16 protein-coding genes are annotated in these 22,635 nt (G+C 44.8%); 15 read left to right on the top strand and 1 reads right to left on the bottom strand.

Annotated features, from left to right (window positions below):
- Nucleotides 1-253: 253 nt before the first annotated feature.
- Nucleotides 254-775 (top strand): type IV secretion protein Rhs, encoded by a 522-nt coding sequence (locus B2P60_RS03780; protein WP_230708898.1) that lies wholly within the window; start codon nucleotides 254-256, stop codon nucleotides 773-775.
- A 63-nt stretch (nucleotides 776-838) separates the two neighbouring features.
- Entirely contained in the window at nucleotides 839-1,792 is a 954-nt protein-coding gene (locus B2P60_RS03775; RefSeq protein ID WP_286739523.1) for a hypothetical protein, read from the top strand.
- 152 nt (nucleotides 1,793-1,944) lie between these two features.
- Here B2P60_RS03775 and gltA read toward each other — a convergent pair whose 3' ends face one another.
- Nucleotides 1,945-3,225, bottom strand: a complete 1,281-nt coding sequence (gene gltA, locus B2P60_RS03770) for a citrate synthase (protein WP_286739522.1) — start codon at nucleotides 3,223-3,225, stop codon at nucleotides 1,945-1,947.
- Nucleotides 3,226-4,240: 1,015 nt separating this feature from the next.
- Between gltA and sdhC the strand changes: the two genes are divergently transcribed.
- The 13 genes from sdhC (at nucleotide 4,241) to B2P60_RS03705 (ending at nucleotide 22,562) form a co-directional block, all read left to right on the top strand.
- Nucleotides 4,241-4,627: a succinate dehydrogenase, cytochrome b556 subunit gene (sdhC, locus tag B2P60_RS03765; RefSeq protein WP_193005824.1), complete on the top strand. Its 387-nt coding sequence runs from the start codon at nucleotides 4,241-4,243 to the stop codon at nucleotides 4,625-4,627.
- A 2-nt stretch (nucleotides 4,628-4,629) separates the two neighbouring features.
- Nucleotides 4,630-5,034, top strand: a complete 405-nt coding sequence (gene sdhD / locus B2P60_RS03760) for a succinate dehydrogenase, hydrophobic membrane anchor protein (RefSeq protein WP_227670216.1) — start codon at nucleotides 4,630-4,632, stop codon at nucleotides 5,032-5,034.
- A 305-nt stretch (nucleotides 5,035-5,339) separates the two neighbouring features.
- A complete protein-coding gene (gene sdhA, locus B2P60_RS03755; protein WP_193005826.1) occupies nucleotides 5,340-7,190 on the top strand; it encodes a succinate dehydrogenase flavoprotein subunit in 1,851 nt (616 codons plus the stop codon).
- 211 nt (nucleotides 7,191-7,401) lie between these two features.
- The gene (locus B2P60_RS03750) at nucleotides 7,402-8,112 is read left to right on the top strand and encodes a succinate dehydrogenase iron-sulfur subunit (RefSeq protein WP_193005827.1); all 711 of its coding nucleotides are present in this window, start codon (nucleotides 7,402-7,404) and stop codon (nucleotides 8,110-8,112) included.
- Nucleotides 8,113-8,981: 869 nt separating this feature from the next.
- On the top strand, nucleotides 8,982-11,867 hold the full coding sequence (locus B2P60_RS03745) for a 2-oxoglutarate dehydrogenase E1 component (protein ID WP_286739520.1): 2,886 nt from the start codon (nucleotides 8,982-8,984) through the stop codon (nucleotides 11,865-11,867).
- A gap of 140 nt (nucleotides 11,868-12,007) precedes the next feature.
- Nucleotides 12,008-13,249 (top strand): 2-oxoglutarate dehydrogenase complex dihydrolipoyllysine-residue succinyltransferase, encoded by a 1,242-nt coding sequence (gene odhB, locus B2P60_RS03740; protein ID WP_198334573.1) that lies wholly within the window; start codon nucleotides 12,008-12,010, stop codon nucleotides 13,247-13,249.
- 256 nt (nucleotides 13,250-13,505) lie between these two features.
- Entirely contained in the window at nucleotides 13,506-14,960 is a 1,455-nt protein-coding gene (lpdA, locus tag B2P60_RS03735; protein WP_230708890.1) for a dihydrolipoyl dehydrogenase, read from the top strand.
- A 157-nt stretch (nucleotides 14,961-15,117) separates the two neighbouring features.
- The gene (gene sucC / locus B2P60_RS03730; RefSeq protein WP_193005831.1) at nucleotides 15,118-16,284 is read left to right on the top strand and encodes an ADP-forming succinate--CoA ligase subunit beta; all 1,167 of its coding nucleotides are present in this window, start codon (nucleotides 15,118-15,120) and stop codon (nucleotides 16,282-16,284) included.
- Nucleotides 16,285-16,420: 136 nt separating this feature from the next.
- The gene (gene sucD / locus B2P60_RS03725) at nucleotides 16,421-17,296 is read left to right on the top strand and encodes a succinate--CoA ligase subunit alpha (RefSeq protein WP_198334571.1); all 876 of its coding nucleotides are present in this window, start codon (nucleotides 16,421-16,423) and stop codon (nucleotides 17,294-17,296) included.
- 95 nt (nucleotides 17,297-17,391) lie between these two features.
- Nucleotides 17,392-18,468, top strand: coding sequence for a UDP-glucose 4-epimerase GalE (gene galE, locus B2P60_RS03720; RefSeq protein ID WP_286739519.1), 1,077 nt, complete (start codon nucleotides 17,392-17,394; stop codon nucleotides 18,466-18,468).
- Nucleotides 18,469-18,525: 57 nt separating this feature from the next.
- The gene (locus B2P60_RS03715; RefSeq protein ID WP_286739518.1) at nucleotides 18,526-19,398 is read left to right on the top strand and encodes a UTP--glucose-1-phosphate uridylyltransferase; all 873 of its coding nucleotides are present in this window, start codon (nucleotides 18,526-18,528) and stop codon (nucleotides 19,396-19,398) included.
- A gap of 3 nt (nucleotides 19,399-19,401) precedes the next feature.
- Nucleotides 19,402-21,078 (top strand): glucose-6-phosphate isomerase, encoded by a 1,677-nt coding sequence (gene pgi / locus B2P60_RS03710; protein WP_286739517.1) that lies wholly within the window; start codon nucleotides 19,402-19,404, stop codon nucleotides 21,076-21,078.
- Between the two features lie 53 nt (nucleotides 21,079-21,131).
- Nucleotides 21,132-22,562, top strand: coding sequence for a UDP-glucose/GDP-mannose dehydrogenase family protein (locus B2P60_RS03705; protein ID WP_286739516.1), 1,431 nt, complete (start codon nucleotides 21,132-21,134; stop codon nucleotides 22,560-22,562).
- Nucleotides 22,563-22,635 lie beyond the last annotated feature (73 nt).

Genomic DNA, 22,635 nt, shown 5'->3' with positions numbered 1-22,635 from the left:
TAGGAAAAGTACGCTAATTTGTATCAATCACCATCTCCAATCACGGTTATCAATACTGTACAGGCTAGGCTAACGCAGATTTACGTTATTAAAAATCAGCAAAGTGTACAGCTTATGTCCCAAATATTTTTTATGTAGCAAACACTTTGGTTTTTAAGTTTTATCCCTATTAATGCTCTACTGCTACTACTAAACGTCCTTTAATAAGCGTAACGACTTGCAAACAGTCCATTAAGCATAAGGTGTTTTGTGAATGAAGTCTCAAACGATTTTTAAACGCTTGGCGCATCGTTGTTTACCGTCAAAAGGTGCAAAGCAGCACTCACGGTTACTTAGTGATGGTGAAAAAGCGTTGGCACGTTCGGTGTTCGGTGACAGTATTCACCTTGATGAAGTGCAGCTAAAAACCGCGTGGTGGGTACTGAAAAACTATGCGGTTAGTCCGAATGGCAATATTTACTTTCATCCAGCAGATTGGCTTGTGGATTTTAGCCACGCGTCTCTTAGCAAAAAAAGTTGGCTGATACATGAATTAACCCATGTGTGGCAATTGCAGCAAGGTATAAAAGTAGTGCGTGGCGCGCTTATTGATCGCCGTTATGACTATGTGCTCGAGACAGGAAAGTCGTTTTTTAAATATGGTGTTGAGCAGCAAGCACGCATGGTACAGGACTATTTTATCCGTCGTCAGCGGGGACAGGACTGTCAAGACTTAGAGGCCTGCATACCGTTTTTAAGGGTAAACGCTGTCGATAAGGCGGTGTCAAACCAATGAGCAATGCGTGGTCGCGATCATTTTAGTGTTTAATAATTTGCCTTAACAAGGATAGCTACTCTCATGTTTAAATTTTCGCCAGCAAAGTCTGCGCTTGACGCTAGCCATAAAGCGAATAAAGGTGTGGTCAATAACCTGCGTCTCAATCAAGCTGCCAGTTTTCGTCAATCACCGACTTGGCTTGCAGTCACACTAACCGGAATACTGTTTTTGACCGGCTGTCAGCAGCAACCAGACACTCAGCCTGTGCCAGAGGACAGTCAGAGCACGGAAAAAACGAGTGCTGAGGACAACAAGCCTATGCCGCAAAGTGATTCGGCTGCAGCGCGTATTGAGCAGTTTCAGCCTTTATACGTCGCGCAAGTACAAGGATTACAGCGCCGTCTACAAGCAGAGTATGAATCGCTGCAAGCCGCTGATGCGTCAGACAGTGAGAATTTGTTGTTAACAACTGAGGCCACTGTCGATGCTGATAGTAGCAATTCGGAGCAGGTGGCGGAAATAGCGCCCGCGAATGCAGAAGAGGCTGTTGCTACAGACAGTGACGCTAACGCTGCTCCTGAGGTTGATATCAATACCAGTACGGAAGTTGGTGAGCGTGATTTAACTGTATTAAAGCGTATTAGTCTAGAGCCGCGCAAACCCATCATGCGCACGGAAGATCAAATTATTGATCGCTACCAGCAAGCAATGGAAGCGCTCTATCAACCAGTGACGACACCGCTTAGTGCAGAAGATGTCGACACCTTGCTTAATATCGCGACATTAGTGCCGCAACTGTTTGAACATGCAGAAATTGCTGGACGGGTGAGTGCCAAGAGTCCTGCGTTGGCACGGCTGATTATTCAGCATCAAGTCTGGGAGCAAATACAGGCTCAGCAAGTGATTGATATGCAGCAGATGAAAGTAGATCAACAAAAAGAGTTTGAAGCGCTTATGGCAAAATTTAACGACACGATTGAAGACTATGATGAGCAAATCGCTAAATATGAGCAGACGTTAAGAACGTTTCAATAATTCATCAAGATAAAGCTTGCACCAGCCACAGCTAAATGGAGACTGTGTTTGAGCGTAGACTATGATGATCAAAGCGCTAAAGCATTAAAAATTAGACAATAAAAAATCCCGCACATTGGCGGGATTTTTTATTAAGCGAGTATTATTTTTGCTTATTTACGATCTTCAGTTTTTACAAAATCGCGACGCGTTTCACCAGTGTATAGCTGACGTGGGCGACCGATTTTGAACGGTGCACTGTGCATCTCTAACCAATGGCTGATCCAACCAGACGTACGGGCTAGCGAGAAGATTACTGTAAACATTGACGTTGGAATACCAATGGCTTTTAGGATGATGCCAGAGTAAAAATCAACGTTTGGATATAAGTTACGCTCGATGAAGAACGGATCTTCTAAAGCGATTTTTTCAAGTGCCATCGCAAGTTCAAGCTTAGGATCGTTGATGCCTAGGGCAGCGAGTACTTCGTCACAAGTTTCTTTCATGACTTGAGCACGTGGGTCAAAGTTCTTATAAACACGGTGACCAAAGCCCATGAGCTTCACTTCGCGGCTCTTCACTTTTTCCATAAACTCAGGCACGTTTTCAACCGAGCCGATTTCATCTAGCATCTCAAGAACGGCTTCGTTAGCGCCGCCATGTGATGGGCCCCAAAGGGCTGCAATACCAGCAGCGATACAAGCGTAAGGGTTGGCGCCAGTAGAGCCCGCTAGGCGGACAGTAGACGTTGATGCATTTTGCTCATGATCAGCGTGCAAGGTGAAGATTTTATCCATTGCGCGGGTGATGACATCGTTGGTTTTATAATCCACATCAGCAGGTGTCGCAAACATCATGTATAAGAAGTTTTCAGCGTAGCTAAAGTCATTGCGTGGGTACATGAACGGTTCGCCCTGTGAGTATTTATAACTCATCGCAGCAAGCGTTGGCATCTTAGCAATTAAACGAATAGCAGTGATTTCACGATGCTCTTCGTTACTCACATCTAGGTCTTCATGATAAAACGCTGATAAGGCACCAACGACACCAACCATAATCGCCATTGGATGCGCATCACGGCGGAAGCCTTCAAAGAACTTACGCAATTGGTCATGAACACCAGTATGCTTACGGATTTTTTCAAAAAAGTCTGCTTTTTGCTCACTGTTAGGCAGGTCACCATGAATCAGCGCATAAGCAACTTCTAGATATTCAGCATTGTTTGCTAGCTGATCGATAGGGTAGCCACGGTGTAGTAACTCGCCTTTACCGCCATCAATGTAGGTAATCTTTGATTCAACAGGAGCCGTTACTTTAAAACCAGGGTCATAAGACCAAAATCCTGAATCTTGTAAAGCAGCAATATCGATAACTGGGCGCCCTAAAGTACCTTTAATAATAGGAAGTTCGTACGCTTCCCCATTTACGGTTAGTTTGGCATTAGTGTCAGCCATAAATTGCTCTCCATTGGTTTTAGCTTGTTAGAATAAAATTGCTATAGACGCATACCCTCGCGTCAGCATTCGTCAAATGGTCAAAAAGTGTTTAACACATTTGATACGCAGGGTATATTAGCAGTAATTCCTTATGATTTGAAAAGACTTTTCATCACAATGCCGCTTATTGGCACGGTTTAGTCGTGTTTATTCACTGTAATTTTTGTATCAAAATATGTCTGTTTGGTTATTTTACTAAAAAACCTGCTTTTTGTAGCAGTAAGTGAGACTACATTATTGAGGGTGTCTTTGAAGGATTTTCCCAGAATAAGAAGACAGTTTTTACGAAAATGTGTGGCAAAAACAGACAGAGCATGAGTAGCGGACAAAACAAATAGGGGGTAAATTCTAGCAATCCTAAGGGTTTTTAGGCCCGCAGGCTTGCCTATTTCTATTTATTTGTTGACTCAGTGTTTGTCTTTTACTACTTAAGGGATAAATTTGTAATTATCGTCCAGTCATTTTATAATTAGAGGCACTTAACTGGCACTAGCTTTGTGCGAATTGATAAGTGGTCATGATATAGTGTCGTTTAGAGCCTTCACTATTCGTACTGGGTTACGACTCAATGATGTCTTGATAGATAAAAACCTTTATTTCAGGTTCGAATGTTCTTGTTAACTGTTCTATTTTTAAGTACTTAGCCTAAGGTTGATGTCGATACAGATGACAGCGTAACGTTATCTTTTTTGATATCACCAGTAAAAATAGACTAGTTAATCGATCTTACTCATGTTTATTTTCTTTGTTGTATAATAGATGGGTTGTTTTATTGACCTGTCAATTTGACGAGCAATATTAAACAGTTTATCAATACTCTGTATCCCCTGATCGTTTCTTCATATTTAGCGCAAACTAAACGAAGTCAGCTAGCTCTTCCTTACTTTATTCGTCTCGTGTGTTGCTCAATGCTTAATTGACACCATTGATATTAAGCGTTGATAGCAGATACAGGAGTATAACCGCAAAAAGGATGCCCGCTGTGAAAAGCAACCGACCTATTGATCTGCCTCTAAGCCAAGTGATTAGCGTTAACCGATCACCGATTGCGATCGCCTCAATTCTGCATCGTATCTCTGGCATTATTTTATTTTTATTGATTCCTGTCATGTTGTGGTTACTACAAAACTCATTGGCATCGCCTGAGAGTTTTGCAACCGTATTTGACAACGTACTTGTGCGCTTTTTAGCATGGATTTTTGTTGCAGCGATTGCTTATCACTTTGTGATGGGTATCAAGCACTTATTTGCTGATATGGGCATGACTGAAGAGCTAAAATCTGGCCGCGCTGCCTCTATGGCCAGTTTTGTGATTTCAGCGATACTAATTGTCGCGTCATTTGTATGGGTGATGTTCTAATGATTAAAAATGATTCAGGAATCAAAAGTGCGACTGGTCTGACAGGCTCAGGCTCACGCGATTGGATTGTCCAGCGCATTAGTGCTGTCGTTTTAGCCGTTTATAGTGTGGTGTTGCTGGGTTTCTTTTTGACCCATGGTGATGTCACTTATCTTGAGTGGGCATCGTTTATGACCAGTCTGCCAATGCGTCTGTTTAGCTTAGTGGCTGTACTGGCATTAGCTGGTCACGCTTGGGTTGGTATGTGGACGGTATTTACCGATTACATTACGTCTGGCAAGATGGGTGAAAGCGCACCAAGACTACGTTTGGTGCTACAGACCTTAATGATTATCGCCGTCTTAGTGTTTCTATTTTGGGGCATCATGATTTTTTGGGGTACAGGCTTCAGTGTCGTTGCTATTTAACGAGTTGACTACCCTAAACGTGATACTTTTATCTTTTTAATGACCGACTGTTAAGTCCGCTTTATTTATGGCTTAGGTCTTTAAATGCAGTTGGTCAACAGTCATATAAGATTCATCCGATCGTGCTGGGTAATAGATTCACCACAACATCATGATGAATATGCAAATTTTAGTAAGTGGTTGCAGGTTGTCTGAATAAGAACAGTTAAGCTGTGTGGGTGGTAGCAGCCGTACGTCGCTACGTTAGCAGAAAGACTGGTTTAGGCAACTCTTGTATTTACTTCACAGGCATTAGGAAAACCGTAATGGCAACAAGACAAGATAATACCATTAGCAATATCAAAACCCTCAACTATGATGCTGTCATCGTTGGTGGTGGCGGCTCAGGTATGCGTGCTTCACTACATTTGGCTGAAGCGGGCATGAAGGTTGCAGTCCTGACCAAAGTATTCCCAACGCGTTCGCACACCGTCGCAGCTCAGGGTGGTATCGGTGCAAGTTTGGGTAATATGAGCAATGATAACTGGCACTTTCACTTTTATGACACTGTTAAAGGGTCAGATTGGTTAGGTGACCAAGACGCCATTGAATATATGTGCCGTGAAGCGCCAAAAGTGGTCTATGAGCTTGAGCACATGGGCATGCCGTTTGACCGCAATGAAGATGGGACGATTTATCAGCGTCCGTTTGGTGGTCACACGTCAAACTATGGCGAAAAAGCCGTACAACGTGCTTGCGCTGCTGCTGACCGTACTGGCCATGCACTCTTACATACGCTATATCAAAAGAACCTTGAGCAAGGTACTGAGTTCTTTATCGAGTGGATTGCACTTGATTTGATCAAAGACGAAGCTGGTAACATCAATGGCGTTGTGGCGATTGAGCAAGAAACGGGTACGATTGCTGTGTTCCAGTCGCCGATCACTGTCCTAGCGACAGGTGGTGCAGGTCGTATCTTTGCTGCCTCTACCAACGCTTATATTAATACTGGTGACGGTATTGGTATGGCGGTTCGCGCAGGGATTCCATTGCAAGATATGGAGTTCTGGCAGTTCCATCCTACGGGTGTTCACGGAGCTGGCGTCCTATTAACGGAAGGGTGCCGCGGTGAAGGCGCGATCTTACGTAATAAAGATGGCGAAGCTTTCATGGAGCGTTATGCGCCAACGGTAAAAGACTTGGCACCACGTGATTTGGTTTCACGTTCTATGGACCAAGAAATTAAAGAAGGCCGTGGTTGTGGTCCTAATGCCGATCATATCGTAATGGATATGACCCATTTAGGGGTAGAGACCATCATGAAACGCCTGCCATCAGTATTTGAGATTGGTAAAAACTTTGCCAACGTCGATATCACAAAAGAGCCTATCCCTGTTATTCCAACCATTCATTATATGATGGGCGGTATTCCAACGACGATTCATGGCCAAGTGGTTGTGCCAAATCTAGAAGCTGGCACTGATGAAGACGGGTTGTATGCAGAAGGCACGGTCATCAAAGGGCTTTATGCTATTGGTGAATGTGCTTGCGTGAGTGTTCACGGTGCCAACCGTTTAGGTACCAACTCACTGCTGGATTTATTGGTGTTTGGCCGCGCGGCTGGTAAACACATCGTTGATGAATTCCACCATGCGGATCATAACTACAAGCCACTAGATCCTCGCGTACTTGATTTTACCGTGCGCCGTTTAGACAAGCTACAGCAGTCAACCGAAGGCTACAATGCGCAAGACGTCGCAGACGAGATTCGTGCGACCATGCAGGCACATGCTAGTGTGTTCCGTACGCAAGCGATGATGGACGAAGGCGTTGAGAAGATTTTAGCGCTGGGTGAGAAAATCGAAAAAATCCACTTGGCAGATAAATCACAAGTGTTTAACACAGCACGTATTGAAGCTTTTGAAGTTGCTAACTTATATGAAGTAGCAAAAGCGACAATGATCTCTGCCGCCAAGCGTCATGAAAGCCGCGGCGCTCATAGTGTGTCTGATTACGATCGCCCAGAAGATGACGACTATGCACCAAATGGCCGTAATGATCACGATTGGATGAAGCATACCTTATGGTATTCTGAAGGCAACAAGATTATTTATAAGCCAGTTCGCAAAGTGCCATTGACTGTTGATTATATCGAGCCAAAAGTTCGCGTCTATTAATTCTAGACGGTACGCCTGATATATAAGACAGCGTAAACGTTTTATCCCTAATTAATTTATTAAAAAGGTGACCGCCAGCTACATGCTCATGCCAGCGCTTTTAGACTACTCATCAGTATTTGGTACTGGTTATCAGTACTGATGAATAGTCAGCGTCACTATGTTGCAATCTTTGTATGCCCGCCATCACCTACGTGTGGAGTTTAGCATTATGAGCCGAGGTACTCGCACCATCGAAATCTATCGCTACGATCCTGATTTGGACGCAGCGCCACGCATGCAAACGTATACGATTGAGCTTCTTGAGTCAGATCGTATGTTGCTTGACGTGTTATTACGCCTAAAAAAGGAAGATGAAACACTCACTTTCCGTCGCTCTTGCCGTGAAGGCATCTGTGGTTCTGATGGCATGAACATCAATGGTAAAAATGGTTTGGCATGTCTAATCAACATGAATACCTTGCCAGAAAAGGTAACCGTGCGTCCCCTGCCGGGTCTGCCAGTGGTTCGTGATTTGGTAGTCGACATGAACCAATTCTATGAGCAGTATGAAAAAGTACATCCGTACTTAATCAATGATCAGCCAGCACCGCCAACCGAGCGTTTGCAATCACCTGAACAGCGTGAAAAGCTAAACGGTCTGTACGAATGTATTTTGTGTGCCTGCTGTTCAACCAGCTGCCCATCGTTCTGGTGGAACCCTGATAAGTTCTTAGGTCCATCAGCACTATTGCATGCTTATCGCTTCGTTGCTGATAGCCGTGATGGCGACACGCAAGCGCGTTTGGCTCGTTTAGACGATCCGTTTAGCTTGTTCCGTTGCCGCGGTATCATGAACTGTGTATCAGTTTGTCCAAAAGGCTTGAACCCAACCAAAGCGATTGGCCATCTACGCAGCCTGCTTATTGACCAAGCGGGTTAATCGTTTATAGTTGTAGGGTTTTTTGCAGATACTATATTTTGTAGATACTATATAAAAACACCACCTAGTGATTAGGTGGTGTTTTTTATTAGCAAAATTTTGAGAGGGTTCAAATTTTTTCATTCGCTTGGGGAGGGGTGTATAGATGAAAACAATGCCCAGTAGCGTAGGTAATGCTGTACTAACAATACGTTGGTCGTATGTAAGAACACATGATATATGTCCAAGCAAGCGATATACTTGCATGAGAAAAAATGATTCACCAAGAGATATTGACCACGTTAAATGTTAGAATACCGCCCAGTTATGCGAACGCGATACTTTGATGACTCAGTCCTTGTTATTGAACGAAATAACAGCACCAAAATAGCCAAGTGTGTGATAATGCGATTAGAGTGATAGTAGATATTCATTACGTAAATACCTAGTATTGAACAAACAAACTATGGCACAAAAGCTAGGCGTGCTATTCTATACAGCAATGTATGCTTGACTAAAAAGTAGTAATGTCTCGGAAATGACAAAGAATTTCAGCAAAAATAGCCAATTTATAGGCTAGCTGACATCATTGCTCATTTGCTCATAACGCATTATGAATAACTTGGTTATGACTGACGGTAGTATATATAAATTAATGTTGTGAAACGAGTCTGACTAGAAAACTGAACGTTCACAAATAGCAGTATTTTTTGTAGAAGTATGGCAATAACGCTTACTGAATACGGTTCAGCATAATTTATTATCGTAGTCAGTTATCGATAGGAGTAAGCCCTTTCTATCGAATAGATTAATAGTACCGGTCAACATACAACAGATTACTCAAGAATAAGCACGATTCCATTCATTTATCTATCAAATAGACGATTATTATGAATAGTATAACTAAAGAAGCCGCGAGCCTAGGACATACAGAGTTGGCTGCTGATAACGCCAGCTATGTAGAAGCTCTTTATGAGCAATACTTAAACGATCCTAATAGCGTTGATACAGATTGGCAAGCGTATTTTGAACAGTACAAATCGCCAAACGATGCTCAGCATAATGCTATTAAAGACCAGTTTTTATTGCTTGCCCGTAACCAGACCGCCAATAAGGGTGGTGTGCAAAATACGGACGCCAATGTTAACCATGCCGCTGACTGTGCTGATCCTAAGCAAATGGGCGTACAACAGCTAATATCCGCCTATCGTCGCCGTGGTCACCGCCGCGCCCAGCTGGATCCGTTAGATCTACATCCACGGGCAGAAGTGGAAGATTTGACCCTTGCTTATCATAATCTCTCAGAAGCCGACCTTGATACCGTGTTTCCGACCAATGATTTAAATATTGGTAAGGATGAAGCGCCGTTACGTGAAATTATCGAAATCATGGAGCGGGTATACTGCCGTCACATTGGCGTCGAGTACATGCACGTCACCACCAGTACCGAAAAACGCTGGATGGAAAAGTATCTAGAAAGCAATTTAGGGTATATCAAGTTTGATAAAGAAAAACGCTTATCTATTCTAGAGCGTCTCACAGCAGCAGAAGGCTTAGAGAAATATCTGGCGCGTAAGTACACAGGTGTTAAGCGTTTTGGTTTAGAGGGTGGCGAAAGCTTTATTCCTGCTATCAATGAAATCATTCAACGTGCTGGCGGTTATGGTACCAAAGAGATGGTCATTGGTATGGCCCACCGTGGACGCCTCAACCTGTTGGTAAACATTTTAGGCAAAAATCCAGCGGATTTGTTTGATGAGTTCGACGGTAAAGTACAGCCAGAAAAAGGCTCAGGCGATGTAAAATACCATAACGGTTTTTCGTCTAATGTGATGACACCAGGCGGTGAGGTGCATTTAGCGTTGGCATTTAACCCATCACATCTTGAGATTGTCGCTCCCGTATTGCAGGGGTCAGTGCGCGCACGTCAGGTTCGTCGTAATGATGATCGCTTAATGGACAAAACCGACGGCAATTCAGTACTGCCAATCGTCATTCATGGCGATGCCGCCTTTGCTGGTCAAGGTGTGGTTCAAGAAACTTTCCAGATGTCACAAACCCGCGCTTATACCACAGGCGGTACGGTACATATTGTTATTAACAACCAAGTTGGCTTTACCACCAGCCGTCAAGACGATGCTCGTTCAACTGAGTACTGTACTGATGTGGCAAAAATGGTTCACGCGCCTATCTTGCATGTAAACAGTGATGACCCTGAGTCCGTCGTGTTCGCCGCTCAATTGGCGTTAGACTACCGTCATGAGTTTGGTAAAGATATTATTATTGATCTGTTCTGTTATCGCCGTAATGGCCATAACGAAGCGGATGAGCCATCAGCGACTCAGCCCCTAATGTATGCGGTCATTAAAAAGTTACCGACTGCCCGCACTATCTATGCACAAAAGCTTATTGAAGATGGTGTATTGAATGCAGAAGAAGAAAAACGGTACGAAGATGAATATCGTGAATCGTTAGACCGCGGTGATTATGTGGCCAATTCGCTAGTCAGTGAGCCTAATGAAGCCCTGTTTGTCGATTGGAAGCCTTATCTAGGTCATGATTTAGTCGATGAATGGGATACCAGTGTCGATATCGAGACGCTAAAAGGTTATGGACGTCGTATGGCGGAAATGCCAGAAGGCTATAAGCTACAACGTCAAGTCCAGAAGATGGTAGAGCAGCGTTTGGCCATGCAAACTGGCGAAGAGCCTTTAAACTGGGGTGCGGCTGAAACGTTAGCTTATGCGTCACTCGTAGATAACGATGAGGTGCTAGTACGTATTACGGGTGAAGACGTCGGCCGTGGTACGTTCTCACATCGTCATAGTGAAATCTACAATGTGAATGATGGCAGCATGTATGTGCCATTGGCTCATATGAGTGAGACGCAAGCGCGCTTTGCGACTTATAACTCATTGTTGTCAGAAGAAGCGGTGTTAGCCTTTGAATATGGTTATGCAACCACAGTACCAAACGCATTGATCGTTTGGGAAGCGCAGTTTGGTGACTTTGTTAACGGCGCACAGGTGGTGATTGACCAGTTCATCTCAAGTGGCGAAACCAAATGGCAACGTGTTTGTGGTCTGACCATGCTATTGCCACATGGCTTTGAAGGTCAAGGTCCTGAGCATTCTTCTGCCCGTCTTGAGCGCTTCTTACAGCTGTGTGCTGAAGACAATATGCAAGTGATTACGCCAACCACGCCGGCGCAAATTTATCATGCCCTGCGTCGTCAAGCGGTACGCCCAATTCGTAAACCGTTGATTGTTATGTCACCGAAGAGCTTGTTACGTCATAAATTGGCAACATCGAATCTAGAAGAATTGGCTAACGGTAAATTTGAAACCGTGTTGCCAGAGATGGATGAGCACAACGCAGACAAAGTAACTCGCATGGTGCTATGTGGCGGTAAAGTTTATTATGATTTATTGGAGCAGCGTCGTGCTTTAGGTTTAGACCATGTCGCTATCGTTCGTATCGAGCAGCTCTATCCGTTGCCAGAGAAGCGTTTGATTGCTGAGATTGAGAAATACAGTAACTTAGCTGAGATCGTTTGGACGCAAGAAGAGCCGCTGAACCAAGGCGCTTGGTACTATTTGGCACCGCACATGTTCCGTATCGTCGTACCGCATCCAACCAAGGCAAAAGTCATGGAGCCGGTGGCACGTCCTCCTAGTGCAGCACCTGCGACAGGCTCACCAAAACTACACGCACAGCAGCAGCAAGCGTTGATCGCTGGTGGTCTTGGCATTAGTGTCGATGAGTTGTCTAAGTAACAGGCTATACAAGATAAATGAATCAGGCGATGACAGTCAGTATCCTTTAACCATCTAAGAATGACCCCTTAAAATGGTACTGACTGCCTATCACGACTTAACAATATACATATGAATATCCAAATCTAAGGAGTATATCGATGGCTGATATCAAAGCCCCCGTTTTTCCAGAATCGGTTGCCGATGGCACGATCGTTGAATGGCATGTCACTGAAGGTCAACAAGTAAATCGTGATGACCTATTGGCTGAAATTGAAACTGATAAAGTTGTATTAGAAGTGGTTGCACCGGATGATGGTGTCGTGACCAAAATCGTTAAGCAAGTTGATGATACGGTTTTGTCTGATGAGCTTATCGCTGAATTTGAAGCGGGTGCCAGCGCCAGTGCAGATTCTGCGCCTGCTGTAGATCCAGACCAACCAGCAGCGCCTGTACAAGCAAAACAAGCAGCCGATGGTGGCGAGCCTGTACAAGCAACAGATAAAAAAGACGAAGCCGATCACAAAGATCAAAGCCCAGCAGTACGTAAAGCGGCGAAAGAAAGCGGCGTAGATCCTAAAGAAGTTGAAGGTAGCGGTCGCGGTGGTCGTGTCACTAAGACTGATATGGCAAACCCAACATTGAAAGCGGACAGTAGCATTAAGTCTGATAGCGGCCGCCCAGTGGCTGAATCAATGGGTGAGCGTACTGAAAAACGTGTACCAATGACTCGTCTGCGTAAGCGTGTTGCTGAGCGTTTATTGTCAGCGTCACAAGATACAGCGATGTTAACAACGTTTAACGAAGTTAACATGAAGCCATTGATGGACATGCGTGCTAAGTACAAAGAGCAGTTTGAGAAGCGTCATGGCGTCCGTCTAGGCTTTATGTCATTGTTTGTGAAAGCGGCGACAGAAGCACTAAAACGCTTCCCAGCAGTGAATGCTTCACTAGACGGCGATGACATTGTTTATCATGGTTTTTATGACATCGGTGTTGCCGTATCATCAGATCGCGGCTTAGTAGTTCCTGTATTGCGTGATACCGATCGCATGAGCATGGCAGATGTCGAAAGCCGTATCCGTGAGCTTGGTGGCTTGGCGCAAAAAGGCAAGCTTGGACTAGAAGATATGACTGGTGGCACATTCACCATTTCAAACGGCGGTGTATTTGGCTCATTGATGTCAACGCCTATCTTGAATCCACCCCAAACGGCTATTCTAGGGATGCATGCTATCAATGACCGCCCAATGGCAGTCGATGGTAAAGTTGAAATCTTACCAATGATGTATCTTGCACTCTCTTATGACCATCGTATGATTGATGGTAAAGAAGCCGTACAGTTCCTAGTAACGATCAAAGAGCTGGTTGAAGATCCAGCCATGTTACTACTAGACCTGTAAGCTGTTAAGCTTGTATTGGCAATCGCTGATACAAGCTTTTTAACTTTGGTATAGGTGTGAGTTCTAGCCATTTAACAGTCAATGAGTTAGTTGGCGTATTAAATTAATTTGGTCACTGTTGTGGGTAGTCATTTTTGAATGAAAAAGCGTCTCTTGCTAAGGTAGTGTATTAACTACTAACTGCAGAGATTATCTATTCATGAATGAGACAAACCTCAGTGTCAATAATAAGTAAAATTTGAAATAGGAATGTACTATGAAAGACAATTATGATCTAGTCGTCATCGGCGGCGGTCCTGGTGGTTATGAAGCGGCTATCCGTGCAGGTCAGTTGGGTATGAGCGTTGCTTGTATCGAAAAACGTGTTTATAAAGGCGAGCCTGCACTTGGCGGTACTTGTTTGAACGTTGGCTGTATCCCATCAAAAGCCCTACTTGACAGCTCGCATCGTTATGAAGCGACTAAGCATGACCTTGCTGAACATGGTATCAGCACAGGCGATGTCGCCATTGATATCGAGCAGATGATTGCGCGTAAAGAAGGTATTGTTAAGCAATTGACTGGCGGCGTTGCAGCGTTATTAAAAGGCAATGGCGTTGACTGGCTACAAGGCTGGGGCACATTGGTTGACGGTAAAGGCACTGACAAAAAAGTGAAGTTTACCGCTCTAGAAGACGAAAGCGAAACCACCATCACTGCTAAAAACGTGATTTTAGCGGCAGGTTCTGTACCAATCGAGATTCCTGTGGCCAAAACTGACGGCGATCGCATCGTTGACTCTACAGGCGCGCTTGATTTCACAGAAGTACCTAAGCGTTTAGGCGTGATCGGTGCGGGCGTGATCGGTCTTGAGCTTGGTTCAGTATGGCGTCGTTTAGGGGCGGAAGTTGTTGTATATGAAGCGCTTCCAAGCTTCTTGGCCGCCGCTGACAAAGACATCTCAAAAGAAGCTGGCAAAATGCTGAAAAAGCAAGGTCTCGATATCCGTGTCGATACCAAAGTCACCAACGCTGAAGTCAAAGGCGATCAAGTGGTTGTCACTAGCGAAAATAAAGGTGAGTCGAGCGAGGAGAGCTTTGATAAGCTGATCGTTTGTGTTGGCCGCCGTGCTTATTCTGAAAAACTGCTTGGCGATGACAGTGGTATCACGTTGACTGAACGTGGTCTTATCGATGTGAATGATCAATGCAAAACCAACCTTGATGGTGTTTACGCCATTGGTGATTTGGTACGTGGTCCGATGCTTGCGCATAAAGCGATGGAAGAGGGCATGATGGCGGTTGAACGTATTCATGGCGAAAAAGCCCAAGTGAATTATGATACGATCATCAACGTTATCTATACGCATCCAGAGATTGCATGGGTTGGTTTGACTGAGCAAGAAGCTAGCGATGCTGGCTATGAAGTTAAAACAGGCTCGTTTAACTTAGCGGCTAACGGCCGTGCACTCGCTCAAAGCGAAGCGCAAGGTTCTATCAAAGTCGTTGCCGATGCCAAGACAGATCGCCTATTAGGTATGCACGCTATCTCTGCGGGCGCAGGTGACATCGTCCATCAAGGTATGATCGCGATGGAGTTTGTCTCTAGTATCGAAGATTTACAGCTTATGACGTTTGCCCATCCAACCATTTCAGAAGCCGTGCATGAAGCCGCACTATCTGCAGATGGCCGTGCTATTCACGCCATCCAGCGTAAAAAGCGTAAGAAATAAGTAGTTATTGTAATAAGTACCGACTTATAACCTGATCGTAGCGTCGCTATCAAAGTCATCGCTACGGTCATAAGTGCGCCAGATGTATAGCTAGCATGTATAGACGGCGCATTTGTTTTCACTTTTTATTAATTGTAAAAAATAAAGGATACAATCAATGAATTTACATGAGTATCAAGCAAAAGAGCTATTAAAAAGCTACGGATTGCCTATTCAAGAAGGCATCATTGCCCATAATGGCGACGAAGCTGCAGCGGCTTTTGATAAAACGCCAACTGATATTGCGGTTATCAAAGCGCAAGTACATGCAGGTGGTCGTGGTAAAGCTGGTGGTGTAAAACTGGTTAAAACTCGTGAAGAAGCGAAGCAAGTTGCTGAAGAGCTTATCGGTACTAACCTAGTAACTTTCCAAACAGACGCTGATGGTCAGCCAGTGAACTTCGTATTGGTTGCAGAAGATATGTACCCAGTACAAACTGAGCTATATCTTGGCGCAGTGGTTGATCGTGCGACTCGTCGCGTGACTTTCATGGCATCGACTGAAGGTGGTGTGGATATCGAAGAAGTGGCGCACAACACGCCAGAAAAAATCTTTAAAGTAAATGTTGATCCTTTAGTTGGTTTGATGCCATTCCAAGCGCGTGATGTCGCGTTCAAGCTAGGCTTAGAAGGTAAGCAAATCAACCAGTTCGTTAAGTTAATGACTGGCGCTTATAAAGCCTTTGTCGAAAACGACTTTGCGCTAATGGAAATCAACCCGTTAGCCGTTCGTGAAAATGGCGAGATTGTTTGTGTTGATGGCAAAATCGGTATCGACTCAAACGCCCTTTATCGTCTGCCAAAAATCGCAGCGCTACAAGACAAGACCCAAGAAAATGAGCGTGAGCTTAAAGCGGCTGAGTTTGACCTAAACTATGTTGCTCTAGAAGGTAATATCGGTTGTATGGTAAACGGCGCTGGTCTTGCAATGGCGACGATGGACATCATCAAATTGTACGGCGGCAAGCCTGCTAACTTCTTGGACGTTGGCGGCGGGGCAACTAAAGATCGCGTTGTTGAAGCGTTCAAAATTATCTTAGAAGACAGCAGCGTTGAAGGCGTTCTTATCAACATCTTCGGTGGTATCGTACGTTGTGACATGATTGCAGAAGCCATTATTGCTGCTATCAAAGAAGTTGACGTAAAAGTACCTGTTGTTGTCCGTTTAGAAGGTAACAACGCTGAGAAAGGCGCGCAAATTCTAGAAGAGTCTGGTCTGAAATTGATTTCAGCTCAAGGCCTGTCTGATGCAGCTCAAAAAATTGTCGATGCTGTTAAAGCGTAAATCTATAAAAATAGTTGCTTAAGCCTAGTAGTCAAAGCGTAATAGCAAATTTTTGGCAAAAAATGAATCGTCATTCATAAATGATCGATACGCCATTAAGTTGCTATCACAAGACAACCGAATAAAGGAAAAAATAATGAGTGTATTAATCGATAAAGATACCAAAGTATTGGTACAAGGTTTCACTGGTAAAAACGGTACGTTCCATTCTGAACAAGCCATCGAATACGGTACCAAAGTTGTTGGCGGCGTGACCCCAGGTAAAGGCGGTCAAACGCACCTAGGTTTGCCAGTGTTCAACACTATGAGTGAGGCCATGGAAGCCACTCAAGCTGACGCTTCAGTTATCTATGTACCAGCACCATTTGTACTAGACTCTATCGTTGAAGCAATCGATGCAGGCGTCAAATTGATCGTTGTGATCACTGAGGGCGTACCTACTCTCGATATGCTAAAAGCCAAACGCTATCTTGAAGCTGCAGGCGACGTGCGTCTTGTTGGTCCTAACTGCCCAGGTGTTATCACGCCAGGCGAATGCAAAATCGGCATCATGCCAGGCCACATCCATCAGCCAGGTAAAGTGGGTATCATCTCACGCTCTGGTACATTGACGTATGAAGCCGTTGCACAAACCACTAAGCTTGGCTTTGGTCAGTCTACTTGTATCGGTATCGGTGGTGATCCTATCCCTGGCATGAACCAGATCGACGCGTTAAAATTGTTCCAAGACGATCCACAAACCGAAGCGATTATCTTAATCGGTGAGATCGGTGGTACGGCTGAAGAGGAAGCTGCTGCTTACATCAAAGATCATGTCACTAAGCCAGTGGTTGGTTATATCGCAGGTGTCACTGCTCCAGAAGGTAAGCGTATGGGCCATGCTGGCGCGATCATTTCTGGTGGTCAAGGTACTGCTGAAGAAAAATTCAAAGCCTTTGAAGATGCAGGTATTGCATACACGCGTGACCCATCTAAGCTTGGCGACAAGCTAAAAGAAGTGACAGGCTGGTAAGATAGGCAAAAGCCGATTAACTACCAAAACTCTATTGAAATATTAAGAAGGCACCTCTACAATGGGGTGTCTTTTTTTGTACTGAAAATAATATTATGAAAAACAAGATATTAGTTACTGGTGGCGCAGGCTATATTGGCTCCCACACCTGTATCGCATTGCATGAAGCAGGATATGATATCGTAGTCTACGATAACTTATCTAATAGTAGCCGTGAAGCGATCAACCGTGTCTCTACTCTGATTGGACAGCCTATCTCCTTCATCAAAGGGGATATCCGCGATACAGAGTCATTGAAACAAGTGTTTTCTACCCATAATTTCTTTGGTGTCATACACTTTGCAGGGTTAAAGGCCGTTGGCGAATCAGTAGCCAAGCCGCTGCTTTACTATAACAATAATGTCAGTGGTACCATTAATTTATTAGAAGTCATGGCAGCTCATAATGTCAAAAACCTCGTTTTTTCTTCCTCCGCTACGGTCTACGGCGATCCTGATACCTTGCCTATCGATGAGACTGCCCCGCGTTCTTGTACCAATCCTTACGGGCAAAGCAAACTTGCAGTCGAGCATATCTTAGAAGACCTAGCAGTCTCCGATGATGAGTGGAATTTAATTGCTCTCAGATACTTTAATCCAGTAGGTGCGCACCCCTCAGGGCAGATTGGTGAAGACCCTAATGATATCCCGAACAATTTAATGCCTTATATCTCCCAAGTAGCCGTTGGTAAACTTGATAAGCTCAGTATCTTCGGTAATGATTATTCTACTGTAGATGGAACCGGTGTCCGTGACTTTATTCATGTTACTGATTTGGCTCAAGGTCATGTGGCTGCGTTGAATTATCTAGAGCAAGCAAGAAGTCCAGAAAAAAATAGTTTAGATAAAACCAGTGTAAATAAAAAAGGCTCAGTAGGTTTCTTACCGATTAACCTAGGGACTGGCAAAGGTACCTCTGTACTAGAGTTATTGCAGGCATTTACTGAGGTGACCGGCAAGCCTATTCCTTATCAGTTTGTCGATCGCCGTGCAGGTGATATTGCCAGTTGTTATGCCAGTGCTGATAAAGCGAAAACATTATTAGGATGGCAAGCACATCTCTCTATTACTGATATGTGTCAAGATACTTGGCGTTGGCAGAGTATGAATCCGAATGGTTATGCCACTATTTAGTATAGCTTTATAAGATATAAACTTATCTCACTATTACTTTAAAACAGTCTAAACACTATGAAAAAAATAACTCACGCTGTTATTCCTGTCGCAGGCTTTGGCACCCGTATGCTGCCACTGTCTAAATCAGTGCCCAAAGAGCTGCTGCCATTAGGCAATCGTCCTGCCATACACTATGTGGTTGAAGAGGCGATTGCCGCTGGTATCAAGCACATTGTCTTGGTCGGTCACGCGCAAAAAAGCGCGATTGAAAACTACTTTGATGTCAATGCTGAGCTGGATAACCAGCTGCGTCATAAAGGCAAAAACGAGCTGGCGGATAGTTTAAATTGGCTACCAGATGATGTGACGGTGTCCATGATACGTCAAGGTAAAGCGTTAGGTTTAGGGCATGCGGTGCTGGCAGCGCGCCCCATCATTGGTGAGCATGACTTTGCCGTGTTATTGCCGGATGTGGTGCTCGATCCATTTACGACCGATGCTGCTACCGATAATTTGGCCTTTATGATCGATGCTTTTCATAAAGATAACCATTCACAAATATTGGTGGATAACGTAGCAGATGAAGATGTTCATAAATACGGTATTGCCAAGCTGAGCGGTGCTAGCAATGTGGATGAGCAAGCGGATGTGAATGTCAGCTTTAAAGTGGCAGGATTTGTCGAAAAGCCCAGCTTAGCAGAGGCACCCTCAAAGCTGGCAGTGGTAGGGCGCTATGTGTTTAGCAACCAGATCTTTGATTATTTGGCCAATACGACTGCCTCAGTCGGCGGCGAGATACAGCTCACCGATGCCATTGATGCACTGATTAGTAAGTATGGCGTAAACGTAACAACCATGCGCGGTGATAGCTATGATGCAGGTGATATGCGCTCTTATATGCAAGCCTTTATTTACTTTGCCGAGCAGCAATTAGCGGATGAAGAGTAGCTGATGGATGAGTTAAAGGATAACAAAAAAGGATTTACCAGCGCTCGCAGCTCTAAACACTGGCAGCAATTACAAACGCTGGCTAAGCAGCAATGGTCACTGGCCTCCTTGTTCGCACAAGACGCCAATCGTGCTACGCGCTTTAGTACGCAGGCAGGCGCGCTGTATATGGACTATAGTAAACAGTGTATCGATGAGCAGGTACTAGACAGTCTATTGCAGCTAGCTGTGAGCTGTGAGCTGTCAGTGCGGGTTGAGGCGCTTATGCAAGGCGCTATGGTAAATACCAGTGAGCAGCGTGCGGCGCTCCATACGGCGCTGCGTCTACCAGACACAGCAGCGCTGCAGGTCGAGGGTCAAGATGTAGTGGCTGACGTGCATCATAGCTTGGCGCAGGTAGCAAGATTGTCCGAGCGTGTTCGTCATGGTACGTGGCGTGGATTTTCAGGTAAAGCCGTTACGGATGTGGTGAACATTGGAGTTGGTGGCTCTGACCTTGGACCGCTCATGGCGACTAGGGCCCTAGATGAATGGGCGGATACAGAGATTGAGGTGCATTTTGTTTCTAACATGGATGGCACCCAGCTTGATAACCTGCTCAGACATCTCAATCCTGAGACGACCTTATTTATTATCTCATCCAAGTCTTTTGGTACGGTGGATACGTTATCCAATGCTAAGACAGCATTATCCTGGTTGCTTGCTACTGCCAAGCTGCGGGCGGGTACTGAAGACAGCGTATTACGTCGGCACTTCATTGGTATTTCGGCCAATAGTGAAAAAATGAATGCGTGGGGTATTCATCCTGAGCATCAGTTACAGCTTTGGGAGTGGGTCGGTGGTCGCTTTTCTTTATGGTCAGCGATTGGACTGGCGATTGCCATTCGGATTGGCATACCTAGGTTCAAGGAGCTATTAAGCGGTGCTCACAGTATGGATGAGCATTTTGCTGAGGCCGATTTTGCAGAGAACTTACCCGTGCTTTTAGGTTTGCTTGCCGTATGGAACAGTACCTTTTTACAGGTGAATGCTCATACCGTGTTGCCTTATGATGGTCGTTTAAGCTACTTGCCGAGCTACTTAACCCAGCTTGAGATGGAGAGTAACGGTAAGTCGGTTACCCAGCACGGCAATCACATTGACTACGATACTTGCCCAATTCTGTGGGGTGAGATTGGCTCAAACGCCCAGCATGCCTTTTATCAACTGCTACACCAAGGCACACAGCAGGTTTCTTGTGACTTTATCGCTTGTGTACGCCGTTATAGTGATAAGGTACCAAACGCGCCATTGCAGCAGCAACATGAATTGTCCTTAGCCAACTGTCTGGCACAAAGCCGAGTATTGGCCTTTGGTAATACTGCCGTTGCAGATATCGCTTGTGCTAAAGCGGATTCTGAGGCAGATAAGTATAAGTACTACCGAGGTAACCAGCCGTCGACTACATTACTGATCGATGAGCTCACCCCACACAGTTTAGGAGCGCTGATTGCGCTTTATGAGCATAAGGTGTATGTCATGGCCAGTGTCTGGGATATCAATCCATTTGATCAATGGGGCGTTGAGATGGGCAAACAGATGGCGGAGTCTGTGCATGCTGCCATGCAGCATGAGGTTGACGAAGGACGGTTTGATACCTCCACCGATCAGTTGCTACAGCACATTAAACGGCTCTCCTAGTAGTGATACTGAGTAGTGATGCTGATACGTGAATAATATTAAAAGGTAACCGCATGAGCGCTGATGTCACAGACAAACAAAACGACGAATCTAAAGCGAATCCGCTTAACAATTCTATTATGAACGCTAGCGTCTGCGTACTCGTCGGACATGGTATTGAAGCCATTACCAGTGCGGTCGTACTGGCAAGCTTGGGTCAGCGTATTCATTTGTATGCAGATAGCGCTTTGTTAAAGCAACAGATACAGCAGTATGGCTTTGAGCATCATTTACAAGCGCTATGGCAAATGTACGAGCAACAGCATATTATTGTTAGTCACGCGTTGCCAGATAATGCCGACAAGCTCATACAGCGCTATGAAAAGCTAAACTGTGATAACAGCGGTGATATTGTCGAAGATAGTGATAGTGATAGTGATAGTGATAGTGATGAGCCGCAAACCGTTGCGCTGTACTGGTTATTTTTAAACAGCATTCAGTCAGTATGGACGGAAGATAGTTGGATTACTGCTTTTAACCACAGTCATCAGCAAGCAACACCGCTAATTATGAGCGGTATTGAGCAGCTGGGCCGTGTCACAGCACTGGCTCAGCGCCTACAGCGCGCGTGGGTATACTATATACCATTTGTATTCCTACAAGATGGCGATGCTTATAGCTCGATGTTAAACCCTTCATTGTGGTTACTTGGTGAAAAAACAGCCGACAGTAGCCAGCACCTAGAGGTATTGAAGCCTATCATGCAGCATGCGCGTGCTGCTCATTACACTGATATCGCCACGATAGAATTTGCCCGTAGTAGCATTATGGCGATGCTGGCGACGCGCGTGAGCTTTATGAACGAGATGTCACGTTTGGCGGATAGCCAACAGGTGGATATCAAGCAAGTGAGCCATATCATGGGCTTAGATGAGCGGGTGGGCAGCAGTTACCTACAAGCAGGTTGGGGGTTTGGCGGTAACACGCTACCGACTGAGTTGTCTAAACTACAGCAATCAAGCGCCTCTCACAGTTTAGACATGCCGCTATTGCACTCGATTATGCACATCAATGAAGACCAAAAAGAGCTGATATTCCGTAAGTTTTGGCAGTATTTTAATGGTTTTATTGACAACAGAACAGTGATGATCTGGGGTGGTAGTTATAAGACAGGCTCAGGGCGTACGGCGGGCTCCGCCATTCATCCATTATTAGCGTTATTATGGTCTTATAATATTCGTACTTTGGTTTATAGTGATAAAGCACAACCTGAACTTGCAGCGCTCTATCCGCAGCAACCCCTGCTTGAATTGATTGCCAGCCCTTACCAGCAGCTTAATGAGGCGCAGGCCATTTTTATTATGAGCTGGGCACCACAAGACCAGTTGGATATTGCGAAAATCAATCAGCAAGCGATGCCAATATTTGATGCGAGAAATGCGTTGACGCGGCGGCAAATTAATCACCTAGTAGGCGACTATATGGGGATTGGTCGGTCTAAATAATCCCGTCAAACCCTGCTTTGATTGAGAAAGGCTCGCTAATAACCGTTAGTGAACTGACCCCCAAATGTTGGAC

Source organism: Psychrobacter sp. UBA3068 (assembly GCF_002366815.1).
GTDB classification, from domain to species: Bacteria; Pseudomonadota; Gammaproteobacteria; order Pseudomonadales; family Moraxellaceae; genus Psychrobacter; species Psychrobacter namhaensis.
Note: the sequence above shows the minus strand (reverse complement) of the source record. Positions and strands in the feature narration are given on the sequence as shown.